The sequence below is a fragment of the Enterococcus sp. PF1-24 genome, assembly GCF_029893325.1.
GTDB lineage: Bacteria > Bacillota > Bacilli > Lactobacillales > Enterococcaceae > HY326.
In genome coordinates this window covers 1-14,630 of the sequence record NZ_JARXWL010000041.1, presented here as the reverse complement: position 1 = coordinate 14,630, position 14,630 = coordinate 1, and the positions used below count along the sequence as shown (strand labels likewise).

13 protein-coding genes are annotated in these 14,630 nt (G+C 34.8%); 12 read left to right on the top strand and 1 reads right to left on the bottom strand.

The genetic code is table 11. The features are described from left to right. Positions 1–265: 265 nt before the first annotated feature. The 6 genes from M2139_RS13075 (at position 266) to rlmN (ending at position 6,285) form a co-directional block, all read left to right on the top strand. Entirely contained in the window at positions 266–976 is a 711-nt protein-coding gene (locus M2139_RS13075; RefSeq protein WP_280739299.1) for an amino acid ABC transporter permease, read from the top strand. Continuing rightward, positions 969–1,703, top strand: a complete 735-nt coding sequence (locus tag M2139_RS13070) for an amino acid ABC transporter ATP-binding protein (RefSeq protein WP_280739300.1) — start codon at positions 969–971, stop codon at positions 1,701–1,703. The genes M2139_RS13075 and M2139_RS13070 overlap by 8 nt, the downstream gene beginning before the upstream one ends. Positions 1,704–1,876: 173 nt before the next feature. Continuing rightward, a complete protein-coding gene (locus tag M2139_RS13065) occupies positions 1,877–2,755 on the top strand; it encodes a transporter substrate-binding domain-containing protein (protein WP_280739301.1) in 879 nt (292 codons plus the stop codon). A gap of 37 nt (positions 2,756–2,792) precedes the next feature. Then, positions 2,793–3,968: a M20 family metallopeptidase gene (locus M2139_RS13060; RefSeq protein WP_280739302.1), complete on the top strand. Its 1,176-nt coding sequence runs from the start codon at positions 2,793–2,795 to the stop codon at positions 3,966–3,968. A 241-nt stretch (positions 3,969–4,209) separates the two neighbouring features. Then, complete coding sequence (locus M2139_RS13055; protein ID WP_280739303.1) at positions 4,210–5,076, top strand: class II fructose-bisphosphate aldolase; 867 nt, start codon at positions 4,210–4,212, stop codon at positions 5,074–5,076. 153 nt (positions 5,077–5,229) lie between these two features. Then, the gene (gene rlmN, locus M2139_RS13050; protein ID WP_280739304.1) at positions 5,230–6,285 is read left to right on the top strand and encodes a 23S rRNA (adenine(2503)-C(2))-methyltransferase RlmN; all 1,056 of its coding nucleotides are present in this window, start codon (positions 5,230–5,232) and stop codon (positions 6,283–6,285) included. 310 nt (positions 6,286–6,595) lie between these two features. On the opposite strand, the gene M2139_RS13045 is transcribed toward rlmN, so the two are convergent. After that, positions 6,596–8,215 (bottom strand): MucBP domain-containing protein, encoded by a 1,620-nt coding sequence (locus tag M2139_RS13045; protein WP_280739305.1) that lies wholly within the window; start codon positions 8,213–8,215, stop codon positions 6,596–6,598. Between the two features lie 247 nt (positions 8,216–8,462). On the opposite strand from M2139_RS13045, the gene M2139_RS13040 reads away from it, so the two are divergent. The 6 genes from M2139_RS13040 (at position 8,463) to M2139_RS13015 (ending at position 14,501) form a co-directional block, all read left to right on the top strand. Beyond that, the gene (locus M2139_RS13040) at positions 8,463–10,190 is read left to right on the top strand and encodes a phospho-sugar mutase (protein WP_280739306.1); all 1,728 of its coding nucleotides are present in this window, start codon (positions 8,463–8,465) and stop codon (positions 10,188–10,190) included. Between the two features lie 63 nt (positions 10,191–10,253). After that, positions 10,254–10,538, top strand: a complete 285-nt coding sequence (locus M2139_RS13035) for a metalloregulator ArsR/SmtB family transcription factor (RefSeq protein ID WP_280739307.1) — start codon at positions 10,254–10,256, stop codon at positions 10,536–10,538. Between the two features lie 75 nt (positions 10,539–10,613). Continuing rightward, a complete protein-coding gene (locus tag M2139_RS13030; RefSeq protein WP_280739308.1) occupies positions 10,614–11,474 on the top strand; it encodes a DMT family transporter in 861 nt (286 codons plus the stop codon). A 122-nt stretch (positions 11,475–11,596) separates the two neighbouring features. Then, positions 11,597–12,652 (top strand): hypothetical protein, encoded by a 1,056-nt coding sequence (locus tag M2139_RS13025; protein ID WP_280739309.1) that lies wholly within the window; start codon positions 11,597–11,599, stop codon positions 12,650–12,652. A gap of 36 nt (positions 12,653–12,688) precedes the next feature. Further along, positions 12,689–13,948: a tetratricopeptide repeat protein gene (locus tag M2139_RS13020; RefSeq protein WP_280739310.1), complete on the top strand. Its 1,260-nt coding sequence runs from the start codon at positions 12,689–12,691 to the stop codon at positions 13,946–13,948. Next, complete coding sequence (locus tag M2139_RS13015) at positions 13,911–14,501, top strand: YpiB family protein (RefSeq protein WP_348522611.1); 591 nt, start codon at positions 13,911–13,913, stop codon at positions 14,499–14,501. The genes M2139_RS13020 and M2139_RS13015 overlap by 38 nt, the downstream gene beginning before the upstream one ends. Positions 14,502–14,630 lie beyond the last annotated feature (129 nt).

Genomic DNA, 14,630 nt, shown 5'->3' with positions numbered 1-14,630 from the left:
AAAAAACAGAAATCCCACAAAACCATAATGGTTTTCATAGAATTTCTTTTTTTTGAAACTACGAACATAATTTACTTATGTCACAGCCCCTTTTTATGCACAAAAGTTCATCATTTTAAGTTTATAATTCATATTTTTTGTTTAATATACATAGTTGTGAATAAATATTACATAACTAGCTTGACTTGTGTATAAACATCAGTTATTATCGTTTATACAATAACTCGTATATAAATACGTATACAAGCGAAAAAGGAGTGTAAATATGAATTTTATCTTAAATGTAGTTTTGGATTTTAATAAAATTAGTGATTGGGGATCCACCTTTGTTGAAGGAACAATTGTAACGGTTGTTTTAGCACTATTAACGGTTGTAATTGGCTCACTGATTGGGTTGTTAGCGGTGATTATGAAACAAGCACGTTTCGCTCCTTTTCGTTGGTTAGTAAATGCCTATACCCAAATTGTTCGGGGCACACCTTTGTTATTGCAATTATTTATGTGGCTCTACGGCTTACCGATTTTAGGTATTAGCATTTCTTCAATTCCGTGGTTGGGAGATATTTACGGCTCCCGAGAATTTCTAACAGCAGTAGTTGCATTATCTATCAATTCAGGGGCTTATATTTGTGAACTGCTACGTGGCGGTTTGGAATCAATTGATAAAGGGCAAATGGAAGCGGGGCGTTCCTTGGGTTTAAGTCGAGGCCAAACGATGCGATCCGTAATTATTCCCCAAGCGATTCGGGTGGTTTTACCGGGGCTAGGTAATGAATTTATTATGATGATTAAAGAATCTGCGATTGTTTCGGTAGTTGGTGTTTTCGATGTAATGTATACCTATAACATTGTTAAAGCATCAACTTATTCAATATTTGAACCATTAATTGTTGTTGGGGTCATTTATTTTATGTTAACAGCAACATTAACTTTCTTTATGAATCGGTTAGAAAAGAGGTTGCATGTTTATGATTAAAACAGAAAACTTAATTAAAAAATTTGGTGAACTAGAAGTTTTAAAGGGCATTACGACTGAAGTGAAAAAAGGCGAAGTCGTTGCTGTAATTGGCCCTTCTGGTTCAGGAAAGTCAACTTTTCTTCGTTGTTTAAATTTGATGGAGATGCCAACTGCTGGCGAAGTCTTTTTTAAAGAGGAGTGTTTAACCAACACCAAGTTAAAAGAGAATGATATAGATTTCATTCGTGAGAAAATCGGCATGGTTTTTCAACACTTTAATCTTTTTCCTAATATGACCGTTTTAAATAATTTAGTTTTGGCACCCGTTATGCGAAAAAAAATGACGAAAGAACAAGCGTTGCTTAAAGCCGAAGAATTATTAGCAAAAGTTGGCTTAATTGATAAAAAAGATGCGTACCCTAATCAACTTTCTGGTGGGCAAAAACAACGGGTCGCCATTGCTCGTTCCTTAATGATGGAACCAGAAGTAATGCTCTTTGATGAACCAACATCAGCATTAGATCCGGAAATGGTGAAAGAGGTATTATTAGTTATTCAAGATTTAGCTCAAAGCCATATGACGACAATTATCGTCACCCATGAAATGAACTTCGCTAAAAACGTAGCTACGCGGGTAGTCTTTATTGATGAAGGAAAAATTGTCGAAGAAGGAACTCCACAAGAAATATTCGACAACCCACAAAACGAAAGAACCAAAACCTTTTTAGATAAAATTACTTTTTAAACAGAAAAGCGGAGAGTGTTTGCTCAACTCCCGAGTAAAATGCATAAACAAATATAGCGGTGTTCTGTACCGCAAATTTTATTTTTACTTTATTGAGTGGTGCAAAGTTTCGCAGCTGGTTCAAAAGAAAACAGCATATATCACAAATAAATAAACATTAAGGAGATAAAATAATGAAAAAGAAAAATATATTAGTCGGGATTTTATTCACATTACTTTTAGCTTTTACAGCTTGTGGTGGAAATAATCAAGGAAAGAAAGATGATTCAGGAAATACTATGGATAAATTAGCTCAGATTAAAGAGAGTGGTAAATTAGTTGTCGGAACTTCACCAGATTTTCCACCATCTGAGTTTTATGTTTTAGATGAAAATAATAAGAAACAAATTGTTGGGAGAGATATTTCTTTGGCACAAGCGATTGCGGATGAGATTGGCGTGAAGTTAGAGTTGAAAGCCACTGATTTCAATGGTGTTTTAGCTAATATTCAAACAGACAGTCTTGATTTCGGAATTTCTGGTTTTGTTGGCACTAAAGAAAGAAGTAAAATTATGGATTTCTCTGATGGCTATCAACAAGAAACAAGCGATGGTTATCAAGGTATTTTAACTACTAAAGAAAATGTTGAAAAATACACAACTTTAGCAGAATTACAAGCGGATGAATTAACTGTCGGCGCGCAAGGAGGTTCAATTCAGTTTGAATTAGCTTCTGACATTACCACCGCTGCTAAAATTAAACAATATGGCACGATTGATGCGGCAATTTTGGCATTAAACGCAGGGGACATTGATGCGATAACAGTTTCTACAACTTCAGTGACGCCTTTATTATCTTCTTTTCCAGAATTGGCAATTTTGCCGCAAGCAGAATTTGATTTAGATGTTGAAAACATGTATGCGACCAATGTTATTGGCTTCCCTAAACGTGATGATAATGAATCTTTTATTAAATTATGTAATGAAGTTATTCAAAAAAGTAAAGACAATGGCGATTTGAAAAAATGGCGTGATGAAGCAACTGTTCTAGCGGAAAAAGCGATAGAAGAATAAGTAATCGTATTTTTAAAGGAAGAAAGGAAAATAGCAGATGATGATAAAAGAACAACTTTTTAACTCAATTGAAGGAAAAATTGAAGATTATATGCATTTAGTGCAAGTGATGTATGATAATCCAGAAATTGGCAATGAAGAATTTGAAACCATGAAATTATTAGTAGATTATTTAAATAAAGCTGGTTTTGAAACCACTTCTGGCTATGTTGTGCCAACTGGCTTTATCGGCGTATATGATACTAAAAAAGCTGGCCCCACAATTGCAGTGATGTGTGAATACGATGCTCTACCAGAAGTCGGACATGGCTGTGGTCATAATTTAATTGCCGGCATTGGTGTGGCGACTGGTGAAGCTGTTAAAGGCATTATTGACCAATTTGGCGGAAAATTGTTAGTAGTTGGCACACCCGCTGAAGAAAATTTTGGTGGCAAAGTTAGCATGTCAGATGCTGGCGTATTTGATGAGGTGGATGTCGCTTTAATGGTTCATCCTGGTTCTAAAAACGGGGTAGGTGGCCGTTCTAATGCATTAAATCCAATTAAATTTGAATTTTTTGGCAAAAACGCCCATGCTTGTCGTCCCGATTTAGGTCGTTCTGCTTTAGATGCAGCAGTTATGAGTTATTTACAAATTAATTTATTGCGTCAATTTGCAGCGCCGCATACATTCATTCATGGTGTGATTAAAGACGGTGGGGAATCTGCCAATGTGATTCCTGCCTATGCTTCTTTAGAATATTATTTTAGAGCACCAACTATGAAATATGCCGAATACTTAACAGAGCGGGCAGTTAAATCGGTAGCAGGAATTTGTGAAGCCAACGAAGTAACTTTTAAAACTTCTACTTATGAATGTCCTTATTGCGATACGGTGGTTAATTATAAATTAGCCGAAATTTTAACAGCAAAATATCAAGAACTAGGTTTAACCGATATTCAACCAGTGGATGAAGTAGCAACTGGTTCCACCGATGTTGGGGCAGTTAGTTATCGTTGTCCAACGATTCAAGGCTATATTAAAATTTGTGGCGAAGAAGTTGGCGCCCATACCAAAGAAATGGCTTCGGCAACAATTTCACCTGATGGTAAAGCCGGTTTAATCAATGCTGCAAAAGGCTTATCTTTAACAATTTTAGAGTTGTTAGAAAAACCAGAAGTTTTAGCAGCCGTTAAAGCCGAGTTTGACCAAGCAATCGCTGACTTAAAATAGCTTGATAAGTTTTAATCGTGATTAATTGAGCAAGCTTTATTAAAAAAGCAAAATTTACTTGTTTAACCAAACCGTTTTAAGCTCAAATAACCAATTTGGAATAGTTTACTGAAAAATATCAGGTAATTTCAGAAAAAGTGTATTTTAGTAGAAAAAAATAGTAATCTCTGATAAAATAGATACGTTGGCTAGGAGAGCTTTCTAGCAAATAAAGTTTTATATATATAGGAGGAATAATTTTATGCCATTAGTATCAGGAGCTGAATTTTTAAAAGCAGCACGCGAAGGCGGCTACGGTGTAGGCGGATTTAACACAAACAACTTGGAATGGACTAAATCAATTTTAGCTGCAGCTGAAGCTAAAAAAGCACCAGTTCTTATCCAAACTTCTATGGGAGCTGCGAAATACATGGGCGGCTACCAAGTATGTTACGATATCGTTAAAGATTTAATTGATTCAATGAACATTACTGTACCAGTAGCACTTCACTTAGACCATGGTGACTATGAAGATGCTTTAGAATGTATCGAAGTTGGTTATAGTTCTGTTATGTTCGATGGTTCACATTTACCATTCGAAGAAAACATTGAAAAAGCTAAAGACGTTGTAGCAAAAGCACATGCTAAAGGTGTTTCTGTTGAATGTGAAGTTGGTTCAATCGGCGGTGAAGAAGACGGAATTATCGGTTCTGGCGAATTAGCTGACATTGAAGAATGTAAACAAATGGTAGCAACTGGAATTGATTACCTAGCTTGTGGTATTGGTAACATTCATGGTTCTTACCCAGAAAACTGGGCTGGTCTTGCTTTTGACCACTTACAAGCAATCGCTAAAGAAGTTGGCGATATTCCTCTAGTATTACATGGTGGTTCAGGTATTCCTTTAGATCAAATCCAAAAAGCAATTTCAATGGGTGTTTCTAAAATTAACGTTAATACTGAAGCACAAGAAGTATTTGCTGCAGCAACACGTAAATACATTGAAGCTGGTAAAGATTTAGAAGGTAAAGGTTTTGACCCTCGTAAATTATTAGCACCAGGCTTTACAGCAATTACTGAATTAGTTGAACAACGTATCGAATGGTTCGGTTCTACTAACAAAGGTTAATTTAAACAAAATTTTTTGAACTAGCATCTTAATTTCAAGATGCTAGTTTTTTTATGCTCTGGTCATTATACTTGAAAGTTGACTGAGCTATTGCAATCTATGGCATAATCATTTATAGTTACTAGTGATATTCGTTGGAAATGAGTGAAAAAATTGGAAAAAACATCCATTTATGGACTAGAGCAAGCGGCGCTGATAGAATGGTTAGAAGCCCATGGCGAAAAAAAGTTTAGAGCAAAACAAATTTGGGAATGGTTATATATTAAAAGAGTAGCCAGCTTCCAAGAAATGACTAATTTAGCTAAAACTTTGATTGAACTATTAGAAGAAAACTTTGTGATTAATCCTTTAAAACAATTGGTGGTACAGGAATCACAAGATGGTACCGTTAAATATTTATTTGAGTTACCTGATCAACTATTAATTGAAACAGTTTTAATGCGACAAGAGTATGGCTTATCTGTTTGTGTTACGACACAGGTGGGTTGTAATATTGGCTGTACTTTTTGTGCCAGTGGATTGTTGAAAAAACAACGAGATTTAACAGCTGGCGAAATTGTTGCGCAAATTATGTTGGTGCAACGCTATTTTGATGAACGTCAATTAGATGAACGAGTTTCTCATGTTGTTGTAATGGGCATTGGTGAGCCGTTTGACAATTATGATAATGTGATGAATTTCCTACATATTATTAATGACGCTAAAGGTTTAGCAATTGGTGCCCGCCATATTACAGTTTCAACTAGTGGCTTAGTACCCAAAATTAAAGCTTTTGCGGATAATGGCTTACAAGTGAATTTAGCGATTTCCCTACATGCTTCTAATAATGAAGTACGAACTTCTATGATGCGGATTAATCGGAGCTTCCCAATTGAAAAATTAATGGAAGCTGTAGATGAATATTTGGAGAAAACCAATCGCCGTATTACTTTTGAATATATTATGTTAAAAGATGTGAATGATCGTCCGCATCACGCCAAAGAATTAGCGGAGCTGTTGAAAGATAAGAAAAAATTGACTTATGTTAATTTAATTCCTTACAATCCAGTTAGTGAACATGATCAATATTCTCGCAGTAGTAAAGAAGATGTTTTACGTTTCTATGATATTTTGAAGAAAAATGGCGTTAACTGTGTGATTCGTAAAGAACATGGGACTGATATTGATGCCGCCTGTGGTCAATTACGTAGTAAACAAATGAAGAAATAGTTGTTCTTTATCAACTGATGATGGTGGAAAAAATCCAATAGAATAATTTGATTTATGCAGTCAATCAGCTTTCATTACTTGACTGCTTTTTTCTTCTTTCAAAATAGTCCTCATAAAAATTAAAATTTATATATAGTAGTTCTTTGATAATATAAGAATGAGACATCTTGAATTCCTCCTTTTGCTTTTTTTCCTGCAAATTAATTCTAAAAGATTTCTGTCCTGTCTATTTTTGAAACAAGAAAATAGGTGTTAGTGACTTTTTCGTCACTAACACCAGATATTATAGAGTCTTTTTGAATTTCTTATTTTATCTCGCACTATAGAAAGCGATGCCCTCATCTTCCCAGCCTAAGCTGATTAGCCAATCGGCTTCCTCACGACTTTTCGTAAATAAGTGAGAACCAGGACCAGTTGCATTTGGATTGAAAACGCGATAAATAGTATAACCTAAGTTTTCAGGAACCATATAATAGCCAATCCCTTCTTTATTCCAGCCTTTGGCAGCTACTGCTTCGTATTCGGCTTCGCTTAAAGTATAGAAGTGTTCACCTGAATTCGGATTGTACAGACGATAAGCAGGAATCGCCTTTTCGTAAGCTGATGTAACACTATGGAAAGCAATTTCTTCTGCCTGCCAGCCTAAGCCAACAATCCAATCATATTCTTCACGACTAGTAGTATATAAATGATCGCCGTCCCCGAAATTGTATGCCCGCCAAACAGGTAATAAAACTTCATCGGGAACAGATCCAGGGGTATTTGGATTATTTGGTTCACTAGGGGTTGAAGTTGTTTTCTTTTTATAAACGTAAATAATCGTCTCATTTGAATCACCAAACTGACCAGCGGCATTGCCGATTACTTTAACAAAAGTATAGCCAGAGATATTTTTTTGAGTCGTTGTATAATCAGTACCCACTTCACCAGTGAAAGGTATATCATCAGCGATTTTTTTCACTGGATTTCCAGCGGTATCATACTCCCAGTATTCCGCTGTAACGGTCGATACCATTCCGAATCTAAAATTTACAAGAATAGGTATCCAAAATGAGTAATAAGAATCGTCAACATCTGAGCTGTAATTAAGAGGAAGCTCAATATAAGGTGAAAGAATTGAATCATAAAGTGATTCTGAGTTTTGCTTATGTTGAATAGTTTTGCCAGCAATTAGGGAGTAATCAAAATCTGTCTCGTTAAGAGTACACTGTATCCCACTTTCAGAAAATGATGCTGTATAATTTAAATTATTTTCGTTATCATAGGGAATTCTAAAAGGTAGATTATCTTCGCAGATGCCTTCTTTAGGTACATTGCTAAGACCTAATTCTTCGTAAGAAATAAAGAAATTAGTATAGGTGTTTTGGTTTAGCTCAATCATTGATTGACTGTCATAAAAGCAATTACTCATGGTAACTTGTGGAAAGTCTTTAAAAAGTGAAAAATCAAGCGAATTTGGGAAAAAATCACTTATATTACCAGTAAAACTAGCAGTTGTCTTAGCTGAAATTTCAGGATAATCAAAGATTTTCATATCAGAGAAACTTTTTTTATTCCAATTTTCAGGTAATGGCAATGATTCTAAGCTATCACAGCTAATAGTAATTCCACTAGCGTATTCTAAACCAGTGAAATTATCGATGTCAAATATGGATCGATCATAATGATTTTCACTAGAACTAGATAAAATTATTGAATCTGAATTTGCTAATCGTTCTTTCGTAATTTGGTCAGCGCTAGGTAAGCCTAACTGTTCAGCAACGATTTGTTGGAGTATTTTATTAGGCATCCACGAATCAATAGGTTCTTCTGAATAGCTAGTTAAGATCTGTGCTGGTTCAATAGTTTCTGCAGATACCACTGTAGATGAAAAAACAGTAGTAACACATAGTGAAGTTAATATAGCTAAGGTCTTTCGAAATTTCTTCATAATTTTTTTCTCCTAGATAGTTATTTAGTATTTGTTATCATTAAAAAGTCTAGCCTAAAAAAACATATAAGTCAACTTTATAAAAGTGGAACAAGATAGAAATTTCATTTCTAAAATTGGATGATCTGGTGTTTATATTTTAGTTTTATTAAGGGGGAAATTATAAAATGTTGATTTAATTTGCTATTTTTTTAGAGAAAAACTATACTAAATAAAAAGAAAATAATTTTGAAAGAGGTGGCCCCCCATGTCATGGGAGCAAGTCTATAAATTATGGATTAACGAAGAAAATTTAGATAGTAACTTAAAAGAGAATTTGAAAGATTTAGAAAATGATTCTGATAAATTGAAAGATGCTTTTTATGCACCTTTGGAATTTGGTACAGCTGGGATGCGTGGAATTTTAGGTGCAGGGATTAATCGCATGAATATTTACACGATTCGTCAAGCAACTGAAGGGTTAGCACGTTTTATGGACGAACAAGATCCTGAAACAAAACGTCGTGGTGTGGCGATTGCTTATGATTCTCGTCATATGTCGCCAGAATTTGCGATGGAAGCCGCCAAAACTTTAGCGAAACACAATATTCCTGCTTATGTTTTTGAAAGCTTGCGACCAACACCTGAGCTATCTTTTGCGGTGCGTTATTTGAAAACTTTCACTGGAATTATGATTACCGCTTCTCATAATCCTGCTGCTTATAATGGTTATAAAGTTTACGGAGAAGATGGCGGACAAATGCCGCCAGCGGATGCAGATGCGTTAACTAAATTTGTACGTTCCGTTGAAAATCCTTTAAAAGTTGAAGTTCTTTCTGAAGAAGAAGTGAAACATAGCGGTTTAATCAATATTATTGGTGCTGAGATTGATACGGCTTATTTGAAAGAAATTGAAGCAGTAACGATTAATCATGAATTGATTGAAGAAATGGGTAAAGACCTTAAATTGGTTTACACACCCTTGCATGGTACTGGAAAAATGTTAGGAGAGCGTGCTTTAAAACAAGCTGGTTTCGAAAAATTTGTACTGGTTCCTGAACAAGCGATTGCAGATCCTAATTTTACAACGGTAAAATCACCGAATCCTGAAGAGCATTCTGCTTTTGAATATGCCATTCGCTTAGGTGAAAAAGAAGGTGCTGATTTATTAATAGCCACTGACCCTGATGCTGACCGTTTAGGTGCTGCCGTGCGCTTACCGGATGGTAGTTATCAAGTTTTAACTGGTAATCAATTAGGTGCGATTATGTTGCAATATATTTTAACCGCTCATCAAGGAGCAGGCACATTACCTGCTAATGCAGCTGTTTTGAAATCAATTGTTTCAAGTGAACTATCTACCGCTGTTGCCAATAAATTTAATGCCAAGATGATCAATGTGCTAACAGGGTTTAAATTTATTGCCGAAAAAATTCAACAATTTGAAGAAGATCACTCACAAACCTTTATGTTTGGTTTTGAAGAAAGCTATGGTTATTTAGTGAAACCTTTTGTAAGAGATAAAGATGCGATACAAGCTTTAGTTTTATTAGCAGAAGTAGCAGCTTATTACAAAAAACAAGGAAAAACTTTATACGATGGCTTGCAAGATATTTTTGCTGAATACGGCTATTTTGCTGAAAAAACAATTTCTGTAACTATGAGTGGCATTAAAGGTTCAGCTAAAATCGCTGCTTTAATGAAGAAATTCCGTGAAGAAGCGCCAAGTGAATTTGCTGGCGAAAAAGTCGTTCAAACAGAAGACTTTAAATTATTAACACGCACGACGGCTGACGGTGCTGTTGAAAAAATGACAACCCCACCATCAGATGTCTTGAAATATGTTTTAGCCGATGAAAGCTGGATTGCCGTGCGACCATCAGGCACTGAGCCAAAAATTAAATTCTATATTGGAGTTAAAGCAGATAGCCAAGCAAGTGCTGATGCCAAAGTAGCTGCTTATGAAACAGCAATTAATAAAATTGTAGAAGCATAATTGAGCATCAAACTAATTTTTTCAAAGAAAAATTAATACTTTAAAACGAACTAGGAGGATTTTATGGAAGCAGCTGTTATTCAAAAAGTGAGTCAAATCTATAAAATCTTAAGTGATCCCAATCGCTTGAAAATTTTATTACTATTAAAAGATGGTGAAAAAAATGTTGGGACGCTAGTTGAAGAAGTTCAAATGGAGCAGTCTGCTGTTTCTCATCAATTAAAATTATTGCGAGAAAATCGGATTGTTAAATCCCGCCGTGATGGGAAAATTGTTTATTATAGCTTAGATGATCATCATATTATTGATATCTTGGCAGAAACGATTGAACACGTAGAACACCAATAAATAGAAGAAAATAAGGCTGATAGCGTAAATGCTATCAGCCTTATCGTTTAAGAATAAAAATGAAGGTTGAAAATAATGTTAAAATATAAAAATCAAATCGGGTTATTTTTGGTAGCAATTATTTGGGGCACTGGTTTTGTCGCAACAGAAATTGCTTTGCAACAATATCATGTTTTACAAATTTTAGCGCTACGATTTTTGCTTGCGGCAGTTTTAATGGCGTTATTTTTTCATAAAAATTTGAAGCAGATTAAGAAAAGCACCGTTAAAAAAGGTGCTATTTTAGGCAGTGTTTTATATCTAGCTTTTTTATTTCAAACGATAGGTTTAACTTATACGACTGCTTCAAAAAATGCTTTTTTAACAGCTGTTAATGTAGTTTTAGTGCCGGTAATTGGGACGCTATTTTTGAAGTTGCCACTGGCTCGTAATGTTGTGATTGGTGCTGTATTCTCGCTAATCGGTATTGGCTTTCTCTCTTTAGAAGGGCTAAACGGCTTGAACTTAGGGGATGGTTTAACTTTAATTTGTGCGGTTTTATTTGCCTTGCAAATTTTGTTAACCAATACTTTTTTGAAAAATGAAGATGCGATTGCGCTAACTTTAATGCAGTTAACGGTAGCGGCGCTGTTGGCTTTAGTAGTTTCTTTAATCTTAGGATATCCTTTAATTACTTTTAATGTAACTGGCAATTTGGCTGTTTTCTATTTAGGGGCGGTCAGTACCATGTTAGGCTTTTTAATTCAAACCATCTGTCAAAAACAAGTGAGTAGCAACCAAACTGCTGTCATTTTGTCAACAGAAGCGCTTTTTGGAATGTTGGCTTCTATTATCTTTTTACATGAGGCGGTTACTTTCAAAATGATTATTGGTGCGTTGCTGATTTTTGCTGGGGTCATCGTTACTGTTTGGCAACCGAAAAAAATATTAAGTTAAAAATAACTCCCAGAAGAAGGTGCTACTTTTCTGGGGATTTTCATTTTTAAAGCAGCCTTGCGATGAAAAATCACTAAGATATGCTAAAATAGAAAGAGAGCAATCATTTATAGAAGGTAGGGGTGTTTGTGGAAGTCAATTATCAAAAAGGACAATTAGAAAGTTTAGTAATTTATGGTGAAACTTTTGCAGCGACTTTACCCTTGTTAGATTGTAAAAATAAGCATGTAATTTTTATTAGTAACCAGCGTTATTATGATTTATTTTCAGAGAAAATTAACCAGTTACTAAAAGAGAGCTTGTTGATTGACTGGTATATTTGTCCTAATCAAAGCCATTGTAATACTTTGAAAGAATTGAATCAGCTACTTGATTTTATTCAACGTTTTCCGGAAGCCGAAGACTATTTGTTTTTTGCTTTTGGTAATGAAGGGGTTATTCAGTTAACCAGTTATTTACAAAAAAATACCCTGTTAAAAGGTGATTTCTGGGTTCTGCCTGTTTCGATTCGGGCCTTTGCTCAAAGCTTAATTGCTAAAACTAAAATTGTTTCTGAAAAAGAACTACCAGTTTTGCAAGGAACGAATTTACCACAGTTGATTTTGTATGATCAGACTTTAACGCAAGAGCAGCAGACGGGGAAAATGATTGATTTCCTAACTTTATTGACTTGTGGGATTGTCTGTAGTCGCGATTTTTTGAAAGAACTTTATTTCAATTATCCCCAAGCGCAAAGTTTACAACGGATTTCTTTTAGTGGTTTAATTAGTTTGTTGATAACTTTTTATCAAGAAAAAGGCGAGCTAATTGAAAGTTATGGACAAGCATTTGAACAAGCTTTTTATGGCATTGAAGGCAGTCATTTTCTTTCTAGCAGTATGAAGAAAATGCTAGGTATTTTATTCCATTTGGCTTGGAATATTGAGTCAGAAAAAATAGCTTTTAATTTTGAAAACTTTTTACGTTGGTTAAAACAACTAGGTTTTCCTTTAGAGTTGCCTGAACAATTTTTGCTAAGTGATTATGTGGAAAATTTATTACGAGTCATCAATAATGGCTCTGAGTTATTAGTTTTATCAGAAATTGGTGAAACTAACGGCTTTCGCAAAGGAACTGACAGCAAATTGTTGGTAGCTATTGAAAATTATCAAAAAATCGTTAAAGAAATGCAAGCTTAAATTTAACGATTGTAAATAGAAGAGGAGACTTACAAAATGTCTTATAGTGAAGAAATGTTACAAGCAATTAGCAATGAAGATTTGGCACAAGCACAATTAATGTTGCAAAAAGCGTTACGGGAAGATGATGCTGAAATTTTAGAAGCTTTAGCAGCTGAATTAATGAATATGGGATTTTTAGTGGAAGCTGAAACAGTTTTACAACAGTTAACTACTCAAGCGCCAGAAAAACAATATTTAAATATTAGTTTGGCAGAAATTGCTATTGAAAATAACGAATTGGATTTAGCTTTTGAATATTTAGAAAAAGTTTCTGAAACAGATGAAAGTTATTCCGAAAGTTTGCTAGTAATGGCTGATTTATATCAAGTGTTGGATTTACCAGAAGTGAGTTTAGCAAAATTGCAAGCTGCCCAAAAACTTTTACCTGATGAACCAGTAATTATTTATGCTTTAGGTGAGTTATATTTTTCTAACAATCAATTTGCTGAAGCCATTGAATGCTATCAACAATTGTTAACTAGTAAGGCAGACGTGGTGAGTGAAGATACCCTACACGAACGGATTGGTTCAGCTTTAACCATGTTAGGTGAATTTGAAGAAGGACTGCCTTATTTAGAAGCGGCTGTTGAAGCGGAAGTTAGTGATGACCGTCTGTTTCATATCGCCTTTACTTATTTGCAGTTGAAAGATAATCAAAAAGCGATTCATTATTTGCAAGAATTACGTCTGATGAATCCAGAATATAGTGCTTTATACTTGTATTTAGCCGAAGCTTTACAAGAAGAAGAACTGATTGAAGAAGCCCAAGAAGTTGCTGAAGAGGGCATTAAAGAAAATCCCTTTCAAGTTGAGCTTTATCATTTAGCAGCTGAAAATGCTTTTCGTTTGCATGACATGGCGGCTTCCGAAAAATATTTATTAAAAGCTTTAGAACTGGGTGAAAAACAAGATGAAACGCGTTTAACTTTAAGTAATTTATATTTAAATGAAGAACGCTATGAAGAAGTGATTACCACTTTAGAGGCGTTGGAAGAAAGCGGTAATCCTTATGCTGAATGGAATTTAGCGCAAGCTTATAATCAATTAGAAGAGTTTGAATTAGCAACTGTTCACTATGATGAAGCCTATCAAGAATTAAAACATGAACCTGAATTTTTAAAAGAATATGGTATTTTCTTGCGAGAAGAAGGCCGCTTAGGAGAAGCACAAGCATTATTGGAGCATTATTTACAACATGAACCAGGGGATTTAGAAATTGCTTCGCTATTGGAAAGTTTTGAAAGTAGGGATTAAGATGATGATTAGCGTTAAAGACAAAAAAGCTTTTTTACGTTGGTTAGTTAAAAATGTCTCTTTTAAACATCGGGAAATTGTTTGGCTGTTGAATTATTTGGCTGAGCATGAAGTGATTTTGGCGAATGTTCATTTTGTTGAACTTGCTGAAGCGACGCAAAGAGGGTTGCAAATTCGTGATAGCGCTAGTGAAGGGGAAGATTTGATTTTATTCCTTAAGGGCAGAACCTTTACGGATAGCGATCAAATTTTTCATGAAATTCGTTTAAACTGGCAATCACCCTTGTATTTAGAGTGTATTTTTGAAGATGCTTGGCAAAATCTCCTGTTTCTTTCTATTTTAGAAGATAATCCAGCGATTCCGTGGAACAAACGAGTAAGTGAAGAAATTCATGAAGAAGTCGCTACCTTTCTTTCAAAAGATGAATTACAACAACGTTTGGCTTTTCTTTATCAAGAAATTGATCGTTCTTTAGAAGAAGAAAATCGGGAAGAATTCATCACTTTAACTGATGAAGTTAAAGAAGTCAAAGAAAAAATAGCAAATTTATAATCACTCACAACTAATTAAAAAAATGACGACTAGCAATGGAACTGACCCCAATTAGTGGGACACATTCAAAAAAGCATTGATTAGATTGCAGATTTCCGATATTCAATCGGTGATTTGTAGTCTAATTTT

Excerpts from the sequence above, each read along its gene's own strand:
- M2139_RS13075 (WP_280739299.1), top strand. The coding sequence starts at position 266 with ATGAATTTTATCTTAAATGTAGTTTTGGATTTTAATAAAATTAGTGAT.
- M2139_RS13070 (WP_280739300.1), top strand. The coding sequence starts at position 969 with ATGATTAAAACAGAAAACTTAATTAAAAAATTTGGTGAACTAGAAGTT.
- M2139_RS13065 (WP_280739301.1), top strand. The coding sequence starts at position 1,877 with ATGAAAAAGAAAAATATATTAGTCGGGATTTTATTCACATTACTTTTA.
- M2139_RS13060 (WP_280739302.1), top strand. The coding sequence starts at position 2,793 with ATGATGATAAAAGAACAACTTTTTAACTCAATTGAAGGAAAAATTGAA.
- M2139_RS13055 (WP_280739303.1), top strand. The coding sequence starts at position 4,210 with ATGCCATTAGTATCAGGAGCTGAATTTTTAAAAGCAGCACGCGAAGGC.
- M2139_RS13045 (WP_280739305.1), bottom strand. The coding sequence starts at position 8,215 with ATGAAGAAATTTCGAAAGACCTTAGCTATATTAACTTCACTATGTGTT.
- M2139_RS13040 (WP_280739306.1), top strand. The coding sequence starts at position 8,463 with ATGTCATGGGAGCAAGTCTATAAATTATGGATTAACGAAGAAAATTTA.
- M2139_RS13035 (WP_280739307.1), top strand. The coding sequence starts at position 10,254 with ATGGAAGCAGCTGTTATTCAAAAAGTGAGTCAAATCTATAAAATCTTA.
- M2139_RS13030 (WP_280739308.1), top strand. The coding sequence starts at position 10,614 with ATGTTAAAATATAAAAATCAAATCGGGTTATTTTTGGTAGCAATTATT.
- M2139_RS13020 (WP_280739310.1), top strand. The coding sequence starts at position 12,689 with ATGTCTTATAGTGAAGAAATGTTACAAGCAATTAGCAATGAAGATTTG.